This is a genomic window from Pseudomonas sp. NBB (assembly GCF_032701105.1).
Taxonomy (GTDB): domain Bacteria; phylum Pseudomonadota; class Gammaproteobacteria; order Pseudomonadales; family Pseudomonadaceae; genus Aquipseudomonas; species Aquipseudomonas asiatica.
The window spans coordinates 832,008-848,239 of record NZ_CP103994.1 but is presented as its reverse complement, the minus strand read 5'-3'; the positions used below and the strand labels follow the sequence as shown (position 1 = coordinate 848,239).

Below are 16,232 nucleotides of genomic sequence, written 5' to 3'. Positions count from 1 at the left end.
CACATCGGCGCTGAGGCAGCGGGCGATTAGGCCATGACGGCCGTCTTCGCCCCGACGGATCACTTGTAGCGTTCAAGCCAGTGGGCATAGGGAGCCGGCAAGGTCCAGGACGCACGCTCTACGCCCAGCTCTTGGGCGGCAAGATAGGACCAATTTGGATTGGCCAGATGTGCTCGCCCAATCATCGCCAAGTCCAGCTGACCGCTCTTGACCGCTTCTTCGGCAACGCTTGGCGCGCCGAAGCCCCATGCCGAAGCCACTGGTATCCCCGCCTCACGCTTCACGCGCTGGGCAACTTCGCCCATGAAGCCAGGCGCCCAGGGAATGTTGGTTTCAGCGATGGTGAAACCAATGCTGACGCTCAGCAGATCCAGGCCACCATCTTTGAAGCGACGTGTCAGTTCGATAGCCTCGGTCAGCGTCTGTTCGTCCCGGCCGTCGTATTCGATAACCCCTAGACGAGCGGTTAGCGGCAGGTGCTCCGGCCAAACCTCACGAACAGCCGCCAGCGTTTCAAGCAGGAAGCGGCTACGGTTGTCGAAACTGCCGCCGTAGGCGTCATCGCGATGGTTGGAGTGTTCGGAAAGGAACGACTGGGCCAGATAACCATGGGCGAAATGCAGCTCCAGCCACTCGAAGCCAGCGTCACGCGCACGGCGAGCGGCTGCGACGAAATCCTCACGCACACGGGCAATGTCTTCCAGCGTCATGGCTTGCGGCTGCTTGGCCAGGTGACCGCCAAAAGCTATGGCCGATGGAGCGATGGTCTGCCAGCCACGGGCGTCATCTTCAGCGATGTGGTCATCGCCTTCCCATGGACGGTTTGCGCTTGCCTTGCGACCGGCGTGGGCGATCTGCAGGCCGGGGACCGAGCCGGCTGCCTTGATCGACTGCACCACCGGTACGAAGGCCTGGGCCAGCTCATCGTTCCAAATACCCGCACAGCCAGGAGTGATCCGCCCTTCTGGCGCTACAGCGGTTGCTTCGACAATCACCAACCCCGCCCCGCCACGCGCAAGGGAGGCGTAGTGAACACTGTGCCACTCGTTGATCAGGCCATCGTTTGACGAGTACATGCACATAGGGGGAATCGCAATACGGTTGCGAAGCGTGACGTCTTTAAGCGTGAAGGGTTGGAACAGCGCAGACATTGGTTTCTCCGAGGGTTGTCTATTACGTCAATTCGATAGTATTCGAACTATGGAGATAGAGCAAACCCGTGTATGCTTCGTTCATGCGCCCCTACAAACACCCTCCCGTCACTGAATTCGTCCTCGAGCGTCTGCTATACGCCTTGAGCGATCCTGTGCGCCTGGAGATCGTCCGACGCCTTGCCGAACTGGGCGAAGCCAGCTGTGGCGAATTGGACGGTGGCCGACCAAAGTCCACCATGTCCCATCACTTCAGGGTGCTGCGAGATGCCGGGTTGGTCCAAACCCAAACCATCGGCACGACCCATATGAACTCGTTGCGCAGGGATGATTTGAACAATCGATTTCCTAGTTTGCTCGAGACGATCTTATCTCAGCGCGGCTAAGGCTGGCTTGAGAGTCAATTCATCGAGGAAGACGTTGAAGACGGCCTGCTTCGAAACCCTGGGCTCCAGTGAGCTCAGGGACTACCTCGCCGCTGACTGCGGAAGCATGACTAGTCCCGACGTAAACGCCTTACCCAGATGGCCTCAATCGAGCAGCTGGAGCGTTTCGCTTGTGCGCAGTATCGGTGGCTCGTCTACAGATTATGCCGCTTACGACAGGCCGCTAGTGGCCGACTCCAGCCAGTTCGCACTCAGTTAGCGCTGCTGAAAAGCAGCCATTCGATTCAAAAAAATCTCGACCACACATTACCGCAATGACATCAGCACCAAGGAGGTTCGTCCCATGTCATTGCAGTGCCCCCGCTGTCACTCCCCAAAAGTCGCTTCTTTCCATCACGCCATGAAAACCGGCGCTGCTATCGGCGCGGTCGGTGGCCTCGCACGTGGCATCAGTGCTGCTCTGGCAGGCGGCAAGGCCGGTGCAGCACTCGGCGTATTCGCCGGCCCTGTCGGCATAACCCTCGGCTCGGTATCCGGCGCCATTCTCGGCGGCCTTGCCGGAGGCGTCGGTGGCTGCGCGATTGGCGCTCAGCTCGGCGAGTCACTCGACCGTCACGTCCTGGCCCACAACCTCTGCCTGCTCTGCGGTCATCGCTTCAACCTACCGGCCTGATCCGGCCACCGCTCTCCTCTTCCTTACCCATCAATGATTGCCGGTGCTGCGCTCTGCGCGGCGCTTTATGCCGGCTTGCACCCAAAGGAAATTCGTCATGGCTCATCAAATCGAACAAATGGCCTACGTTGGTGCTACTCCGTGGCACGGCCTGGGCAACAACCTGCCGCAGAAACAGCCCATCGAAGTCTGGCAACGCGAAGCCGGCATGGACTGGCAGATACTGGAAAGCCCCGTGCATTTCAAGTCGGATGCCATCGGCCACCTGGGCGCGATCCATTCGTTCCCGGAGCAGAAAGTGCTCTACCGCTCGGACACCAAGGCACCGCTGTCGGTGGTCTCGCAGCGCTACCACACAGTTCAGCCCAAGGATGTGCTGGAGTTCTACCGGGACCTGACCGAGGTCTCCGGCTATGAGCTGGAAACCGCTGGCGTGCTTAAAGGCGGTCGCAAGTTCTGGGCGCTAGCACGGACCGGCCAGGGTGCAGCGATCAAAGGTAACGACCAGGTAAATGGCTATTTGCTGCTGGCCACTTCCTGCGACGGCACCCTGGCCACCACCGCAACGCCCACCACCATCCGCGTAGTCTGCAACAACACGCTGACCATCGCCCTGGACGGCACCAGCCGTGCGATCAAGGTGCCGCACAGCACCCGCTTCGACGGCGATCTGGTCAAGAAGCAGCTCGGTATAGCCGTCTCGCAATGGGACGACTTCATGTACCGCATGCGCCACCTGGCTGAACGCAAGGTGCAGTGGCATGAGGCACTGGGCTTCTTCATGAACGTGATGTGCGAGACCAGCCCGACCGGCGCCCTGCCGGAGCAACTGCCCAACGAGCGCGCTCTGCGCAAAGTGCAGGAGCTGTACGAAGGTCGTGGCCGTGGCAGCCAACTGGACTCCGCACGCGGAACCGCCTGGGGCTTGCTCAATGCCGTAACCGAGTACGTCGATCACGAGCGCCGGGCACGCAGCACGGAGTACCGCCTCGACTCCGCCTGGTTCGGCCAGGGTGCCCAGATCAAGCAACGCGCATTGGATACAGCCCTGCAATTGGTCGCCTGACCTTTTACCCCCCATAACGCCCGACCCGCTTCGTTGCAGGTCGGGCGTTTCTATTTCTGCAAGGTGAACGTTATGAAAGCCACTTCATTGAATCGCAGCACCAGCAAAGCCCGCCCTGCACTACGCCTGGTCAGCACCAAGGAACTGCCACGCGAGGACTGGCTGCAGATCCGCAAGCAAGGCATCGGCAGCTCAGACGCTGCGGCTGCCGTAGGCCTCAACCCCTACAAGTCGCAGTTGGAGCTGTGGCTGGAGAAGACCGGGCGCGATGCCGGCATGCCCAAGGCTGATCCTCAGGATGAGGAAAGCCCGATGTACTGGGGCAACGTACTGGAGCCAGTCGTTGCTTGGCACTACAGCAAGCGCACGAAGAACAAGGTGCGGCGTATCAACGCCGTGCTGCAGCACCCGGATCCGGAGTTGCCCTGGATGCTGGCCAACATCGACCGCGAGGTGATCGGGGCTGACGATGTGCAGATCCTGGAGTGCAAGACAGCCGGCATAAACGGGGCACGCCTCTGGAAAGAGGGCGTGCCGGAATATGTGCAGCTGCAGGTGATGCACCAGCTCGCCGTCACCGGCAAGCAGGCGGCGGATGTGGCGGTGCTGCTGGGTGGCCAAACGCTGGAGATCCACCGTATCGAGCGGGACGAGCAGATGATTGCTCGCCTGATTGAGCTGGAGCGCCAGTTCTGGCACTACGTGGAAACCGACACACCACCGGCGGCTGATGGCACTGCTTCCGCTGAGTCAGCACTTCGCTGCCTCTATCCAGAGGACAACGGCCAGGTCGTCGACTTCAGCCAGCATGCCGGGCTCACTGCAGCCTATATAGAGCTGAAAGCCGTGCGCCAGTCGATTGCCGACAGGGAAAAGCGTGAGGCTGAACTTAAGCAGATGCTGCAGCAGGCCATGGGCGACGCCAGTCGGGCTGAGTTCACCAGCGGCTATGTCAGCTGGCGCAAAGCCAAGGACAGCATCGGCCTCGATGTTGCTCAACTGCTCAAGGACAAACCCTACCTGCAGGCCAAGTACCCACTGCTGAAGCAGGGTGCACGGCGCTTCCTGGTCGGCTGAACCGCCACTACTCCAACCATTCCCTCCCCTTGGCCAGTCCATGCAGTTCGCGCTGCGTGGCTGGCTTTTTTCATTTCCAGGAGACTCACCATGCTCAAAGGTCTGGCTATCACTCCGCCGGTGCTCGGGCGGATTTCCATCGGTAAGGTCATCGAGAAAAACGGCAAGCGCCTGCCGGAGAAGGATGACCAATTCACCATCACCTCCCAGGTGCAGGGTAAGGACGGCTGGCTGCTGCACCCGCTCAATGAAGAGCTGCGTCTGGGCAAGGACGACAAGCTGCGCAGCATTCCGGTACGTCTTTTGTTCAACGAGCCGGAGCTGAATTTCCGGGCTGACTACACGCTGTTCGACCGGCAATCGGGGCGCCCGGTTTGCGTCGGTAATGGCGAAACCTGCAAGCGGGTTACCCAGGACGGCATGCAGTCGATGCCTTGCCCGTCGCCGGATGCCTGCCCACTCGCCAAAGGCGGTGCCTGCAAACCCTACGGCCGACTGAACGTGGTCATTGGTGATGAGGATCCGCTGGGCAGCTTCGTGTTTCGCACCACTGGCTTCAACAGCATCCGCACCCTGGCCGCTCGTATGCATTACTTCCAGGCCATCTCGGGTAATCGCTTGGCCTGTCTGCCGCTGGAACTGCGTCTACGCGGGAAGTCGACGCGCCAGAGCCATGGTACGCCAATCTTCTACGCCGATCTGACGGTACGCGGGGGCATGGACATGGCTGAAGCTCTGGTGACAGCTAGTGAACTCGATTCACGGCGTCAGGCAGCTGGCTTCAACCAGGCTGCTTTGGATGAGGCAGCACGACGCGGCTTCGGCAACGGAGCCTTCGAGGACAGCGAGGAGGATGCCAGCGCCATCGTGGAAGAGTTCTACCCAGAAGGTGAAGTGCCCGCCTCAACAATCACACCACAAGCCACCTACAGCAAGCCCAGCCTGGCTGAGAAGTTGGACGCGCAAGCCACACGCCAAGAGGTAGAAGTATGAAACGTCTGCTACGCACTTTCGGTGCTGCGATGATGTTTGCCGGGATCCTGGCAGGCTGCCTGGCGGTCTTGTTACTGGTGATTGTGATGGTGCGATTTCCACCACTGCTGATAGCGGTGGTACTGGCGTGCTGGATCTTCTGTCGACTCCAGGCAGCACCAAAAAGCAAGTGACCGACGTCAGAGGAAACGGATGTCCCGCTCCACTGAGGGCGGGACATTCTTTATTTTTTGTCTCGCAAATAAGGCCCGATGTGCGATTGCTAATCAGCCAAGCCCGTGGGGGACTCAGCTATCTGCGTCCCTGATCTTAAACCCAGGACTCACCTTGACGACTGCATCCAACGGAGCGCTGACAAGCGTAACGTCCTCCACACAGTCATCGGCGTCACCGGTACTGAAGAGTACATGCCAAGTGAATTTCCCTTGAGGTGTAGTCGCAACGAACGTAGCTCGACGAACCTCATCGCCACCTTTGAACGCAGGTGTTGATACCTGCGTCGTCTCATCAACGACTTGCTCTATCTGATCGGCGCTGATCGTGCTGGGTTGCCCAGCGTGTAAAAACTCAGCCCCACGGTAGCACTCGATATAAAATCCCATGTGAAGCACTCCTTCAGTTGAAGGAGTGACTCTACCAAATCTTCAACAAGGAACGGTCAATTAGCAGCCGATGAGATTGAGTCTCCCAGCGTTGCATCCAGCGGGCTTGCAGGGAACGAATGTTCACGGGACAAATGCTCGGTTCAGCCGACACTTCGCAACGATGCCGACGCGGGATCGTAAATAACGCCGGCGATTGAACCGTCGCGAATGCGCTCCACAGCTTCGTTGATAACGTGCAGCGGTACCAAAAACCACTCCCGGGGTTTGACCGGATTACCGAAGCGATCAGGGATCGTCAGCTCAATCTGGGCAGGGCTGAACAGACGATGGAACAAGTTTTCCATCCGCGTACGATTGATGTTGTGCAGCTTGTAGGTGGCAACCACCTCAACATCCGCCAGCAGGTAGGTGGCGTCCTTGTTAGCCCCGGCGATACGAGTTTCCACCTTGCCACCGGTGACGCCGATCTTGTGGATCAGCTCGCGATGTTCGGCTACGAAGGGATGCGTTGAGTGACTGCGCAGCACGTAAATGGTGCCACTCTCGATGTCATCGGGCTCCAGTGTTTCGCCAAACAGAGGCCCCGCATCCGCATCTGTAATACGGCGACCGGCATCATCTTTGTAAAGAGCTCGCACCAGCGAAAGTCGCAGCAGATTGCTTTGCGTACCGTTGGAAAAAATTACTCTCAGACGCGCATCTTTCGTAAGCGTACGGGGAATACGCCTTGCGTAGATCAGCCAGGCATCCTGGGAAATTGCACCTCTCTTGACCAAGCGTTTGCATTGCACTTGACCACCTGTTGGCATCGGATTTGACCAGCCAATTGCATTGGATCTGACCACTCAAAGCACGGCGTAACTGAATAGCTACAAAAACGATGTGGGCGGCATCATCTGCGGCGTGCCATCAATGATGCACATCCAGCCCCAGGTTTTGAGTGCTGGCGTCTTGTTGAACTCTTTCACCAAATCGGCGGCGATCTGCCCTATGTCGATCTGCAGTGCGAACTGCGGCCGCATCGCGTGCATAACATCTACCCCCACATCGCCGGCCAGAAGTTCGCACATCAGTCTGGTGCGTAGCTTCCAAGGAGTTCTTTCCGCGTCGTTCCGGATGCTGAAAGACCATGGTGTCCAGATGGGCCGACGCGCGGCAGTTGGTCGAAGAACGCCAGTGAGCCTGCGCCCAGGGTTGCCGTGAAGGCAGCCGGCAAGCTGAACTTCACCACAACCGACCAATCAGTCTGCTGGGCCATCAGCCCGAGCTTAAAAAGATTGTTGGCGAAGTGCACCACGGCGGTGGCCGCAATAGCGAGCTGCAAGGGGAAGAAAAGGGCAAATACTGGCATCAGCGCTGTCCCTTGACCGAAGCCAGAGAGCAACGTCAGCCCTGAAGCCAGCAGTGCCGCAAAGCCGATCAGAATGAGTTCCATGATGGTCGACCTCAATTATCGATTTACGCTATCGTACATCGATAATTTCATCCAACCCTGTCACAGATCAAGTAATGACCATGACTGAGATCACCAAGACTGACCGTAGCCCTTGGGCTGTTTTTTTGATCTTCCTCTGCTTGGGGCTCACCTCCTTCGGCGGCCCAATCGCACACCTGGGCTATTTCCGCGATGAGTTCGTGGTGCGTCGACAATGGTTGAGCGAGCGCAGCTATGCGGATCTTGTCGCCCTTTGCCAGTTTCTGCCAGGGCCGGCCAGCAGCCAGGTCGGTATCGCGCTCGGTCTGTCGCGCTCTGGCTATCGCGGCGCGCTGGCCGCGTGGCTGGGCTTCACCTTGCCCTCCGCAATTGCCCTGATCCTCTTCGCACTCGGCATCGCCAGTTATGGTGATGCCATGCCTGCTGGCGTGCTGCACGGTTTGAAGGTGGTGGCCGTGGCAGTGGTCGCCCAGGCGGTCTGGGGCATGGCGCGCAATCTGTGTCCCGATGCACCGCGTATTTCCATCATGGCGGCGGCGACCTGCTTCGTGCTGCTCATACCCTCTGCCTGGGGGCAAGTGAGTGTCATCATCCTTGCAGCCATCGTCGGCCTGCTGCTGTTCAAACCGCAACAGGGAGAGGCCCATGATCCACTGCCGATCAGCGTGCGGCGTCGCGTTGGCCTGTTCTGGCTGGCGCTGTTCTTTGCTCTTCTGCTGGGGCTGCCGTTGCTAGCAGCTGTGTTCCCGAATCAGACATTGGCGATGGTGGATGCCTTCTACCGCGCCGGCTCGCTGGTATTCGGTGGCGGGCATGTCGTGCTGCCGCTGTTGCAAGCTGAGGTCGTACCAACAGGCTGGGTCGACAATGATGCATTCCTCGCGGGCTATGGTGCGGCGCAGGCCGTGCCGGGGCCTCTGTTCACCTTTGCAGCCTTTCTCGGCGCCTCGATGAACCAAGCACCAACTGGCTGGCTTGGCGGCCTGATCTGCCTTCTGGCGATCTTTGCGCCGTCTTTCCTGCTGGTGGTGGGTGCCCTGCCGTTCTGGGAACACCTGCGCCGTAACCTGCGCACGCAGGCTGCACTGCTCGGCATCAATGCGGCCGTGGTCGGCCTGCTGCTGGCTGCTCTCTACCAGCCCGTGTGGACGAGTGCGATTCATGGCCCGCAAGACTTCGGCCTGGCCCTTGTGGCACTGGTGGCGTTGATGTTCTGGAAGCTGCCGCCGTGGCTGGTCGTGCTGGGCAGCGGTATCCTAGGCGGGCTGTTGAGCATTGCCCTGTGAGAGGCGGCGAATGACCGACAAAGACCTCTACGGCGGGTTGATCCGCCTGCACATCCTGCACCACGCCGCCGAGGCTCCCATCTTCGGGCTGGCCATCATCGAAGAGTTGCGACACCACGGCTACGAGCTTAGCGCGGGCACGCTGTATCCGATGCTGCACGGTCTGGAAAAGAAAGGTTATCTGCGCTCGCACCATGAGCGTACCGGGCGCCGTGAGCGACGCATGTACGAGATTACCGATGAAGGCCGAGTCGCGTTGGCGGATGCCAAAGTCAAGGTCAGGGAGTTGTTCGGAGAGTTAATCGAAGGGCGCTGATGGCCTTATCCGGAGTGCCTGCGGCCAGCTACTTGCTTTCATGACCGCGCACTGACCGAAAGCAGTGGTCTATTAGCTACGTCCGCTTTTGGCCGATTCTGTTGAAAAAGTCGACCATGGTTTCCGCAGCAGAAAAGTATGCGTCCGAGATTGAAATCTTTACTTTCGGCAGAGGCTTCCGGACTCAGATTTCACGTAGCAGTGTGCAAAAAAGGCGTTTTAACCAGTCAATGACCGGGCTGTTTGGGCGAACCGACTTTTTCAACAGAGTCGGTCGATTTCTGCCGGTCAGGGCGTACCCGTGCGCGGTTCAAATTCGATGCAAACAACTGGTCAAGTCGAGTGCAAACGGGTGGTCAAGTCCATGCAATTACGCAGCATCCACTGATGCGGCAGTAGATGTTCGATCTCACTAGCTTTCTGCGTCGGCAATCGCGTCAGTACATCCTTGAGATATGCGTACGGATCATGCCCGTTCATGCGTGCCGACTGGATCAAACTCATGATCGCTGCCGCTCGTTTGCCACTGCGCAGAGACCCGGCGAACAACCAATTGGAGCGCCCAAGCGCCCATGGTCTGATCGTGTTCTCCACCGGGTTGTTGTCGATGGGTACGGCACCATCATCCAGGTAGCGCATCAGCGCTACCCAGCGTTTCAAGCTGTAATCCAGAGCCTTGGCCGTGGCCGACCCCTCGGGCACGAGGTCGCGCTGAGCCAGCATCCATTCATGTAACTTCTGTGCAATGGGCGCCGCTATTTCTTGGCGTAATCGCCATCGTTCTTCATCGCACATGTCTTTGGCCTGCCGTTCGACTTCGTACAGCCCGCCGATTGAGTGCAGCGCTTGTTCGGCCAACTGGCTTTTGTTCGCTGCATGCAGGTCGAAGAACTTACGGCGGGCATGCGCCATGCAGCCGATTTCGGTGATATCCAGGTCGAAGCTGGCCTTGTAACCCGCGAAGTCATCACAGACCAGCTTGCCGTTCCAGGTGCCCAGGAAGTTGCGCGCATGTTCGCCGGCGCGGCTGGGGCTGAAGTCGTAGACCACCGCCTTGAGGGCCGAGTAAGGCGTCGTGCAATAAGCCCAGACATAAGCTCGATGCGTTTTCTTCTCTCCGGGAGCCAGCATCTGCACCGGAGTTTCATCGGCATGCACGACTCGCTGAGCCAGCACCGCTTCGCGCAGTGCATCCACCAGCGGTTGTAGCTGTACGCCAGTTTGGCCCACCCATTGAGCCAGCGTTGAACGCGGGATCGCCAGGCCTGCACGGCCAAAGATCTTTTCTTGCCGGTACAGCGGCAGATGGTCAGCGAATTTGGCTACCATCACATGCGCCAGTAGGCCTGCGGTCGGGATGCCCTTGTCGATCACCTGGGCCGGCACCGGTGCTTGGATCAGTGTTTCGCACTGGCGGCAGGCCCACTTTCCACGTACATGCTGCTCAACGGTAAACACGCCAGGTGTGTAATCCAGCTTCTCGCTAACGTCTTCGCCGATGCGCTGAAGCTGGCACCCGCAGACACACTGGGTGTTCTCTGGCTCGTGACGAATGACGGTACGTGGGAACTGCGGCGGTAGCGGCGCGCGCTTGGGCTTTTGGCGGGGTTCGTCCGACGTTGGGGCGGGACGAAGCGCGTTCAGTTCTGCCTCGATAGCCTCAAGGTCGGTGTTGAGCAAGTCATCCAGCAAGCTGCCTTGCGCTGGGCTGATCTGCTCGCTGCGCTTGGCGAACTTGTGGCGCTTGAGGATGGCAATCTCGTGAGAGAGCTGCTCGATGATCGTCTCGTCACGATGGATTTTTCGCGCCATGGTGTCGACCTTCGACAGCAACTGCGCAGCGAGTGCGCGCAGTTGTTCGGGTGTCATTTGGGCGAGATTGGGCGAGGAAGTCATGCCGTGGATTTTACCAAAGCGATCCACCTGCCACAGCTGAAAAGCAAGGCTAAATCACTGTGATTGCGCCGTTAGCGCCAACTCGCTGCCATGGCAAACCGAGCACCAGCGCTTGAAGTTGTTCAGCGTCGAGCCCAACTTCCAAGCCGCGATGAGTGCCAGGCCAGTGAAACTTGCCTTGGTTCAAACGCCTCGCGGCAAGCCAGATGCCCACGCCATCGTGCACCAGCACCTTCATCCGGTTGGCCCGGCGGTTGGCGAACAGATAAGCGCAGTGCGGCTTCGCCGCACCGAACACAGCGACCACGCGGGCCAACGCAGTTTCGGTGCCGGCGCGCATGTCCATGGGCTCGGTGGCTAGCCAGATGGCGTCGATGCGCATCATTGCGAGAGGCTGCGGATAAAACGTGCGCAGCCGTCCGGGTCGGAGATGGGCCATTTTACCGTGATGGATTTGTCGCCCAGCGACAGTGCGATGACCACGGCTTCATCAGCTTGCCGTTTAGGAATCGGTTGCAGCGGTACAAACGCGGGAAGTGGCGCGACGGGTTTATCACGGTAAATCGGCAGCCACTTGCGAATCACGTTGGCATTGATGCCGTGGCTGATGGCGACGCTGGAAACTGAGGCACCGGGTTTCAGGCATTCCTGCACGACCTGGGCCTTAAAGGGTTTGGGATAGGAGCTTCGTTGGCGCATGGAAATCCTAGCGATAAGGGTGATCGCGTCCGCTTAAAATAGGCGGACACCATCGCCCTTAATTCCGGATTTCTGAAGGTGTGTTCTCTGGCCGCTTACCATCTTTCTTGCCCTGTGGCGAATCAAAGTCCTCACCTTGCTCAGCTACATAAGCAGTCTGGCCGCTGAGAATAAACCACTGCCCAGCCTCAACGGTGGTATCCCTCATGAAGTTGCGGGTAACTCGAACGCCCGACTGCAGCTCGCGCTGCACTTGCTCAAACAGCGGCTGGAACCGCTCAAAGTCCTCGCAACGCTCGCGCTGTGCAATCTCCTCGGCCTCACGCTTTTCGGCATTGCTGCGAACATGACGGAGGTTCTGAATATCCGAACCCTCGTCGCCGCCGGCCAGTTCCGCCAACAGTTCGTCGTCCGTGATGCTGTAGTCGCCTTGTGGCTCTGGTACCTCAAGCGCATTCAGTAGGCCCTGATGGTCGAGAGGCATGAGCAGGCTGCGGCATTCTTCCTGATCGCGCAGGCGATCCAGGCGCACGGCATACAGGCGCTCGAAGATGTCTTTATCATCGCCGTGGCGCGGCGCATGGCCGTGCTCCTCAACAAAGCGCTGAATGTCTTCGAAGCCGGCAATGATGCGCTCCTCGCGAGGAGTGCGGCCGGTCTTCTTGTCTGACGTGGCGAAATCGGAAAGCTCCGCTTCCAGCTCATCCAGATCAAATTCGTTAGCCATAACGGCCCTCTTTCTTGAAACGCATAAAGGAACGAGCATTGGCATGTGAAAATGATCCTGTGCCCCATGGAAGCTATCAAAAACTGCTGAGGACGTGGAACGCTGCAGCCGGGACGCATCACCAAGCCAGTCGAGTGGGCTATGCGAAGAGAATTGCTCTCCCCGGCTTACACCACTCGCTGGTCTGAGTTAATGGTCGCAAAGGCGAACTAGCCACTACCCTCGGCTAGTGCCGAATCCCCGCTGACGATCCCCGTAGGACTTGGTCGCTTTCTTACACAGGTAGCTGGCCCGGTAGAACAGATCCGGTAGCTCATCAACAAGAACCTTGTGTTCTGACCATGCAACCTTCCGCATACGGGGATGCCGATCTATCCGATACGTTGGATTTTCGGGGATATGTACCAGCCCATCGACTTCAGACATCAACAACCCCAGCGCACTGGCCCATGACTCTTCTATGCGGCTGATCATGTTGACCCTCTCTGAGCCCAGCAGCCCTAGGGTGTAATAGGCATCACGGTTAAGCAGGATCAGCAGGTGATAATGCTGGCGGCCTCCCTGACCGATCTCTCTCGACCAGACGTACCGTACTTTGCAACCACGCGAGTAGCCACGCTCAGCCACCCGCTCCTGGTGGTACTGGATCTTCTTCGTAAACGATTCGAAGAACCGGCTGATGACCTGATTCGTATAGGCGAAGTCGGGTAGCTCGACACCCTGAGGCAAACGCAGATCCACCCTGTAGGCCAAGACCCTCGGATACTCAGCCAATGCCAGGTCGACGGTGCGCTTGAGATCAGACAGGTATTCCCGAATAAAGGGGCCTACTTCGATCTGTATGGGAAAGCCCTCGAAGGTATCCCCGTAGTGCAGATGGAGGTTGGGATTATCAGGATGACGGAGTGGGTAGCGCTGGGTGGGTTCGGTATCGTTGAGCATGGTTATGACCTCTCGTTGGTTGAGTTTCATAACCAGTGCCTGCTGTGTACTTTTTAACCGTTACCTGTCCTCGCCTGATCCGTTGGTTGGTCTCTCTGGATACGCTGTAGTGATGGCCTCTCAGGTGGTGGATCAGTGTCCGACTCCCTGTGTAGGCCAGTGAAGGTTGCTACTCGGTTAGGCGTGAACCCTTCGGGTGGTAATAGCTAGTAAAAGCATAATACCCGCACCGCAATTTCCTTCTCCGACCAGCTCGGGCAAAGCCACCTCAATCTTCCCGCCATGGCGGCAATTTTTGCCGAGTTCGGATTTCGGAAATAAATCAAGCCGAAGAGGCCGCACAGCCAGTGACTGAACGGCGGCAGAAGCGCCATGACCAGCCGAAGCCGATCATGGCGCAGGAGCGGTTCTAGCCGGCCATACTCAGATGGCCAATCGGGCGCGTAGCAGCACCCTCAGCCTGGTCACGCTCCTCAATCCTGGCCAGGATCCAGTCGTGCACCTCGCTATCGACCCAGCCGACGCAGCGGTCGCCCAACGATACCGGTTTCGGGAAGGTGCCTTCCGAGATGTACTTGTACAGGGTCGACCTAGACAGGCCAGTAGCAGTGATCACGTCTTGTAAGCGGAAAATTCGCATCAGCAGGGCTCCTCTGTATGTCCCAGAGGATCTGCGAGGGCCGTATAAAAAAACTGCCTGTTACCCAGCAGCTCGTGCTGGCGTGAGCAACCCTGACTTTTCGCGCAGCTCCAGCGGAATATCCACCTCCCTTAACACGCTTTTCACCACAGGATCATCGCACCCCTTGGTGACCATCCAATGCTTGGCCAGACCCTCGTCCGAGGCTCTTTCAGTCAACAGAGCGATGCAACGGTGGCCAGTCGACACATGCGCCGGAACCAAGATGTAGCTAACCCTGGCCAGATCAATGCTGGATACCTGCGAAAAACGTTGGACCACCTCTCTGGCCAGCTCAAGGACTTGGTGGTGGAAGAAGTCGAAAATCTCCTCGTGGTCCAGAATCGCTTTGTCCTTGGGATCAAGCATCGGCAGTCGAAAGAATGCCGCCACTTGCTCCTTCACCGTCGAGTCCACACCGCGCACCTTTCCCCATCCGGCGGAATCAGCCTGAACCCAGTGGCGCGACAGAAAGCCCAATACGCAGTCACAAATAAAAAGCTCAAGCTGATCAAACGCATGATCTGGCGCTCGCCTGAAGAGACGAACCACGCTGCGAGGTGCCAAGTATTCCCCTCGCCTTAGGAAGGAGTTGCGATCAAGTCTGACGCCAGCCAAAAACTTGTAGTCGATGTCTTGATCGGCGGCCTTCTTATGCACCACGACGGAAACAACGTCGTCAGCAGGTGAAAGCTGAAGGTGGTTCAGATTAAGCCAATAAACGCTCCTGAGCTTCTCAGCGAAAATCGGACTCGCCAACCCAGGTATGTGTCTACGAATGAATCCCAGCTCCGTAAGCCTGCGCAAGCGCTGCTTGAGAGAGGCCGCATCCATTCCCGTCAGCAAGCAGAGCTCCTTGCTACTCAGCCCCCTGGCAACCCCAAACGGATCTGCATGGCTTAGCAAGATCATGAGCAGCAAACGATTCGCCAAGCTGAGCTTCCCCTGCCGCACTGGAGCAACTCGCTTCTCGTCTCGCGAGCGTGTGTTGAGCTCCTTCGCAGTCGGCGCATCGTCCTTCCAGCCAGACCAGATGGCCCTGATGCGCTCGCCACCCAAGACATGCTTGACCAAACCGGGGTGGTTCAGCGTCCTTTCCTCGACATCCCGCAGAGCCGACTGGATAGCTTTGCTCATCTCGTAGGTACACCTTGGCCGCCCCTTCCCTTCAGGCTGAGTAACGACTCGCAGTACCCCCACATCAACCAGTTGGGCAACCGCTTTTGAAACTGCTTGCACCGGAAGCCGCAGGTCTTCAGCCAATTGCTTCTGCGAACGAGGCTTAGGCGTCACCGAGCCATAGTGCTTCCAGAATGCAATGAGCAAAAATTTAGCATCTGGATCACCCGCCCTTAGCTTCGCATCAAGAAGCCTAGCAAGCATAGAACCTCCAATTTTTAACTCGGAAATATACCCTATATCTACTATACCTTAGTTACAGTAACGACTCACATAACAACACGTAACGTTTTACTAACATATCAGTGGCAAAGCTGATAACGGTTGCGTAACGAAACAGTAACGGTATAAATCTCTCCCGAAGGCTTGGCTTTGGCTCATAGCCAAAACGGCCCGCCTGGAGGATGAGATGTCAGAAAACGAGAAACCGCTGAAGTGGCTACGAAAGCAGGATGACGAATGGAAATGGGCCGCCGAGTACCTGAAGCATCGCCTCAGCGCCGACTACATGAGCAAACTTAAGGGTGACGCGTTTACTAGGTTTGCGAGTTATGAGCACGTCGCCTCTGCTATCAGGCAGATTCAGCAAGACATGCCAGTCCTGGTGATCAGGCTCCAGGGAGCAATCCGTCAGCGCCGCTATCGCTCGGACAGCAATGGCAGGCAGCCCATCACCTTTACGCTGACGAACGAAACGATTGACCGCCTACACGCCATCGCCCAGAAGCAAAAAAAGGACGAAACAGCCACGATCACTTCGCTAATTGAGGAGGAAGGGAAAGCTCTCAACGCAGAAAGGGACTATAAAAGGCAGCTCAAAGAGTCAGTAGCGCGAAAGCTCGCGATTGCCAACCAGCAATCAGCCTTGTTCGAGGCTCAACTAGATGAAACCCTGAAATACACCGAGCGCTACCTAACGCTTTTAGCTCGCTGGGAGCTAATGTGGCCTGACGAAACGCCACCCACCGCAAGCGATGAAGATGTGTCGAAGCTTGTGGAGTCCAAAATGAAAGACCTAAAGGACAAGCTAGCCTACATTGCCTTCAGAGACGCAGTGACAACTGACCGAGGGCATGACGAGCGCTAATCATCTCACCTCACACTGAAGCAGGCACGAAGCAC

At 57.9% G+C, this 16,232-nt stretch carries 20 protein-coding genes and 1 pseudogene; 10 read left to right on the top strand and 11 right to left on the bottom strand.

The genetic code is table 11. The annotated features are described in order from the left end of the window. Positions 1–59: 59 nt before the first annotated feature. Entirely contained in the window at positions 60–1,151 is a 1,092-nt protein-coding gene (locus tag NY023_RS03850) for an NADH:flavin oxidoreductase/NADH oxidase (RefSeq protein WP_044046892.1), read from the bottom strand. Between the two features lie 83 nt (positions 1,152–1,234). Here NY023_RS03850 and NY023_RS03845 point away from each other — a divergent pair, with 83 nt between their 5' ends. The 6 genes from NY023_RS03845 (at position 1,235) to NY023_RS03820 (ending at position 5,519) form a co-directional block, all read left to right on the top strand. Next, positions 1,235–1,537: an ArsR/SmtB family transcription factor gene (locus NY023_RS03845; protein WP_182819077.1), complete on the top strand. Its 303-nt coding sequence runs from the start codon at positions 1,235–1,237 to the stop codon at positions 1,535–1,537. A 343-nt stretch (positions 1,538–1,880) separates the two neighbouring features. Next, entirely contained in the window at positions 1,881–2,210 is a 330-nt protein-coding gene (locus NY023_RS03840) for a hypothetical protein (RefSeq protein ID WP_044046891.1), read from the top strand. Between the two features lie 97 nt (positions 2,211–2,307). Next, positions 2,308–3,276 carry a DUF932 domain-containing protein gene (locus NY023_RS03835; RefSeq protein ID WP_013970872.1) on the top strand — a complete coding sequence of 323 codons (969 nt, stop codon included), beginning with the start codon at positions 2,308–2,310 and terminating at the stop codon, positions 3,274–3,276. Between the two features lie 72 nt (positions 3,277–3,348). Further along, positions 3,349–4,353: a YqaJ viral recombinase family protein gene (locus NY023_RS03830; protein ID WP_044046890.1), complete on the top strand. Its 1,005-nt coding sequence runs from the start codon at positions 3,349–3,351 to the stop codon at positions 4,351–4,353. Between the two features lie 90 nt (positions 4,354–4,443). Beyond that, complete coding sequence (locus NY023_RS03825) at positions 4,444–5,346, top strand: hypothetical protein (protein ID WP_013970870.1); 903 nt, start codon at positions 4,444–4,446, stop codon at positions 5,344–5,346. Further along, entirely contained in the window at positions 5,343–5,519 is a 177-nt protein-coding gene (locus NY023_RS03820; protein ID WP_013970869.1) for a hypothetical protein, read from the top strand. Before NY023_RS03825 ends, NY023_RS03820 begins: the two co-directional genes overlap by 4 nt. 572 nt (positions 5,520–6,091) lie before the next feature. Here NY023_RS03820 and NY023_RS03815 read toward each other — a convergent pair. The 3 genes and pseudogenes from NY023_RS03815 to NY023_RS03805 all read right to left on the bottom strand — a co-directional run. Beyond that, positions 6,092–6,652, bottom strand: a pseudogene (locus NY023_RS03815) (GIY-YIG nuclease family protein); the annotation flags it as partial. A 168-nt stretch (positions 6,653–6,820) separates the two neighbouring features. After that, positions 6,821–7,021 carry a hypothetical protein gene (locus tag NY023_RS03810; protein ID WP_016711371.1) on the bottom strand — a complete coding sequence of 67 codons (201 nt, stop codon included), beginning with the start codon at positions 7,019–7,021 and terminating at the stop codon, positions 6,821–6,823. Beyond that, positions 7,021–7,386 (bottom strand): hypothetical protein, encoded by a 366-nt coding sequence (locus NY023_RS03805; protein ID WP_013970866.1) that lies wholly within the window; start codon positions 7,384–7,386, stop codon positions 7,021–7,023. Before NY023_RS03805 ends, NY023_RS03810 begins: the two co-directional genes overlap by 1 nt. An 80-nt stretch (positions 7,387–7,466) precedes the next feature. Between NY023_RS03805 and chrA the strand changes: the two genes are divergently transcribed. Together chrA and NY023_RS03795 are read left to right on the top strand one after the other, a co-directional pair. Next, positions 7,467–8,672 (top strand): chromate efflux transporter, encoded by a 1,206-nt coding sequence (chrA, locus tag NY023_RS03800; protein WP_029380191.1) that lies wholly within the window; start codon positions 7,467–7,469, stop codon positions 8,670–8,672. A 10-nt stretch (positions 8,673–8,682) separates the two neighbouring features. Further along, positions 8,683–8,988, top strand: a complete 306-nt coding sequence (locus NY023_RS03795) for a PadR family transcriptional regulator (protein ID WP_009405714.1) — start codon at positions 8,683–8,685, stop codon at positions 8,986–8,988. Between the two features lie 333 nt (positions 8,989–9,321). On the opposite strand, the gene tnpC is transcribed toward NY023_RS03795, so the two are convergent. Genes tnpC through NY023_RS03775 form a run of 4 tightly spaced genes read right to left on the bottom strand, consistent with a single transcriptional unit; the run spans position 9,322 to position 12,310 of the window. Further along, a complete protein-coding gene (gene tnpC / locus NY023_RS03790) occupies positions 9,322–10,884 on the bottom strand; it encodes an IS66 family transposase (RefSeq protein ID WP_009405712.1) in 1,563 nt (520 codons plus the stop codon). Positions 10,885–10,933: 49 nt separating this feature from the next. Further along, positions 10,934–11,269, bottom strand: coding sequence for an IS66 family insertion sequence element accessory protein TnpB (gene tnpB / locus NY023_RS03785; RefSeq protein ID WP_009405710.1), 336 nt, complete (start codon positions 11,267–11,269; stop codon positions 10,934–10,936). Next, the gene (gene tnpA, locus NY023_RS03780) at positions 11,266–11,583 is read right to left on the bottom strand and encodes an IS66-like element accessory protein TnpA (RefSeq protein ID WP_009405708.1); all 318 of its coding nucleotides are present in this window, start codon (positions 11,581–11,583) and stop codon (positions 11,266–11,268) included. The genes tnpB and tnpA overlap by 4 nt, the downstream gene beginning before the upstream one ends. 58 nt (positions 11,584–11,641) lie before the next feature. Further along, on the bottom strand, positions 11,642–12,310 hold the full coding sequence (locus NY023_RS03775; protein WP_013970863.1) for a hypothetical protein: 669 nt from the start codon (positions 12,308–12,310) through the stop codon (positions 11,642–11,644). A gap of 141 nt (positions 12,311–12,451) precedes the next feature. Between NY023_RS03775 and NY023_RS27670 the strand changes: the two genes are divergently transcribed. Continuing rightward, positions 12,452–12,523, top strand: coding sequence for a DUF4113 domain-containing protein (locus tag NY023_RS27670; protein ID WP_230684674.1), 72 nt, complete (start codon positions 12,452–12,454; stop codon positions 12,521–12,523). Positions 12,524–12,526: 3 nt separating this feature from the next. On the opposite strand, the gene NY023_RS03770 is transcribed toward NY023_RS27670, so the two are convergent. From NY023_RS03770 to NY023_RS03760, 3 genes are all read right to left on the bottom strand, one after another. After that, positions 12,527–13,252, bottom strand: a complete 726-nt coding sequence (locus NY023_RS03770) for an inovirus Gp2 family protein (RefSeq protein ID WP_044047210.1) — start codon at positions 13,250–13,252, stop codon at positions 12,527–12,529. A 409-nt stretch (positions 13,253–13,661) separates the two neighbouring features. Continuing rightward, positions 13,662–13,892 (bottom strand): helix-turn-helix transcriptional regulator, encoded by a 231-nt coding sequence (locus tag NY023_RS03765; RefSeq protein ID WP_034019465.1) that lies wholly within the window; start codon positions 13,890–13,892, stop codon positions 13,662–13,664. A 60-nt stretch (positions 13,893–13,952) separates the two neighbouring features. Beyond that, entirely contained in the window at positions 13,953–15,314 is a 1,362-nt protein-coding gene (locus NY023_RS03760; RefSeq protein WP_013970860.1) for a hypothetical protein, read from the bottom strand. Between the two features lie 205 nt (positions 15,315–15,519). On the opposite strand from NY023_RS03760, the gene NY023_RS03755 reads away from it, so the two are divergent. Continuing rightward, on the top strand, positions 15,520–16,197 hold the full coding sequence (locus NY023_RS03755; protein WP_024086255.1) for a hypothetical protein: 678 nt from the start codon (positions 15,520–15,522) through the stop codon (positions 16,195–16,197). Positions 16,198–16,232 lie beyond the last annotated feature (35 nt).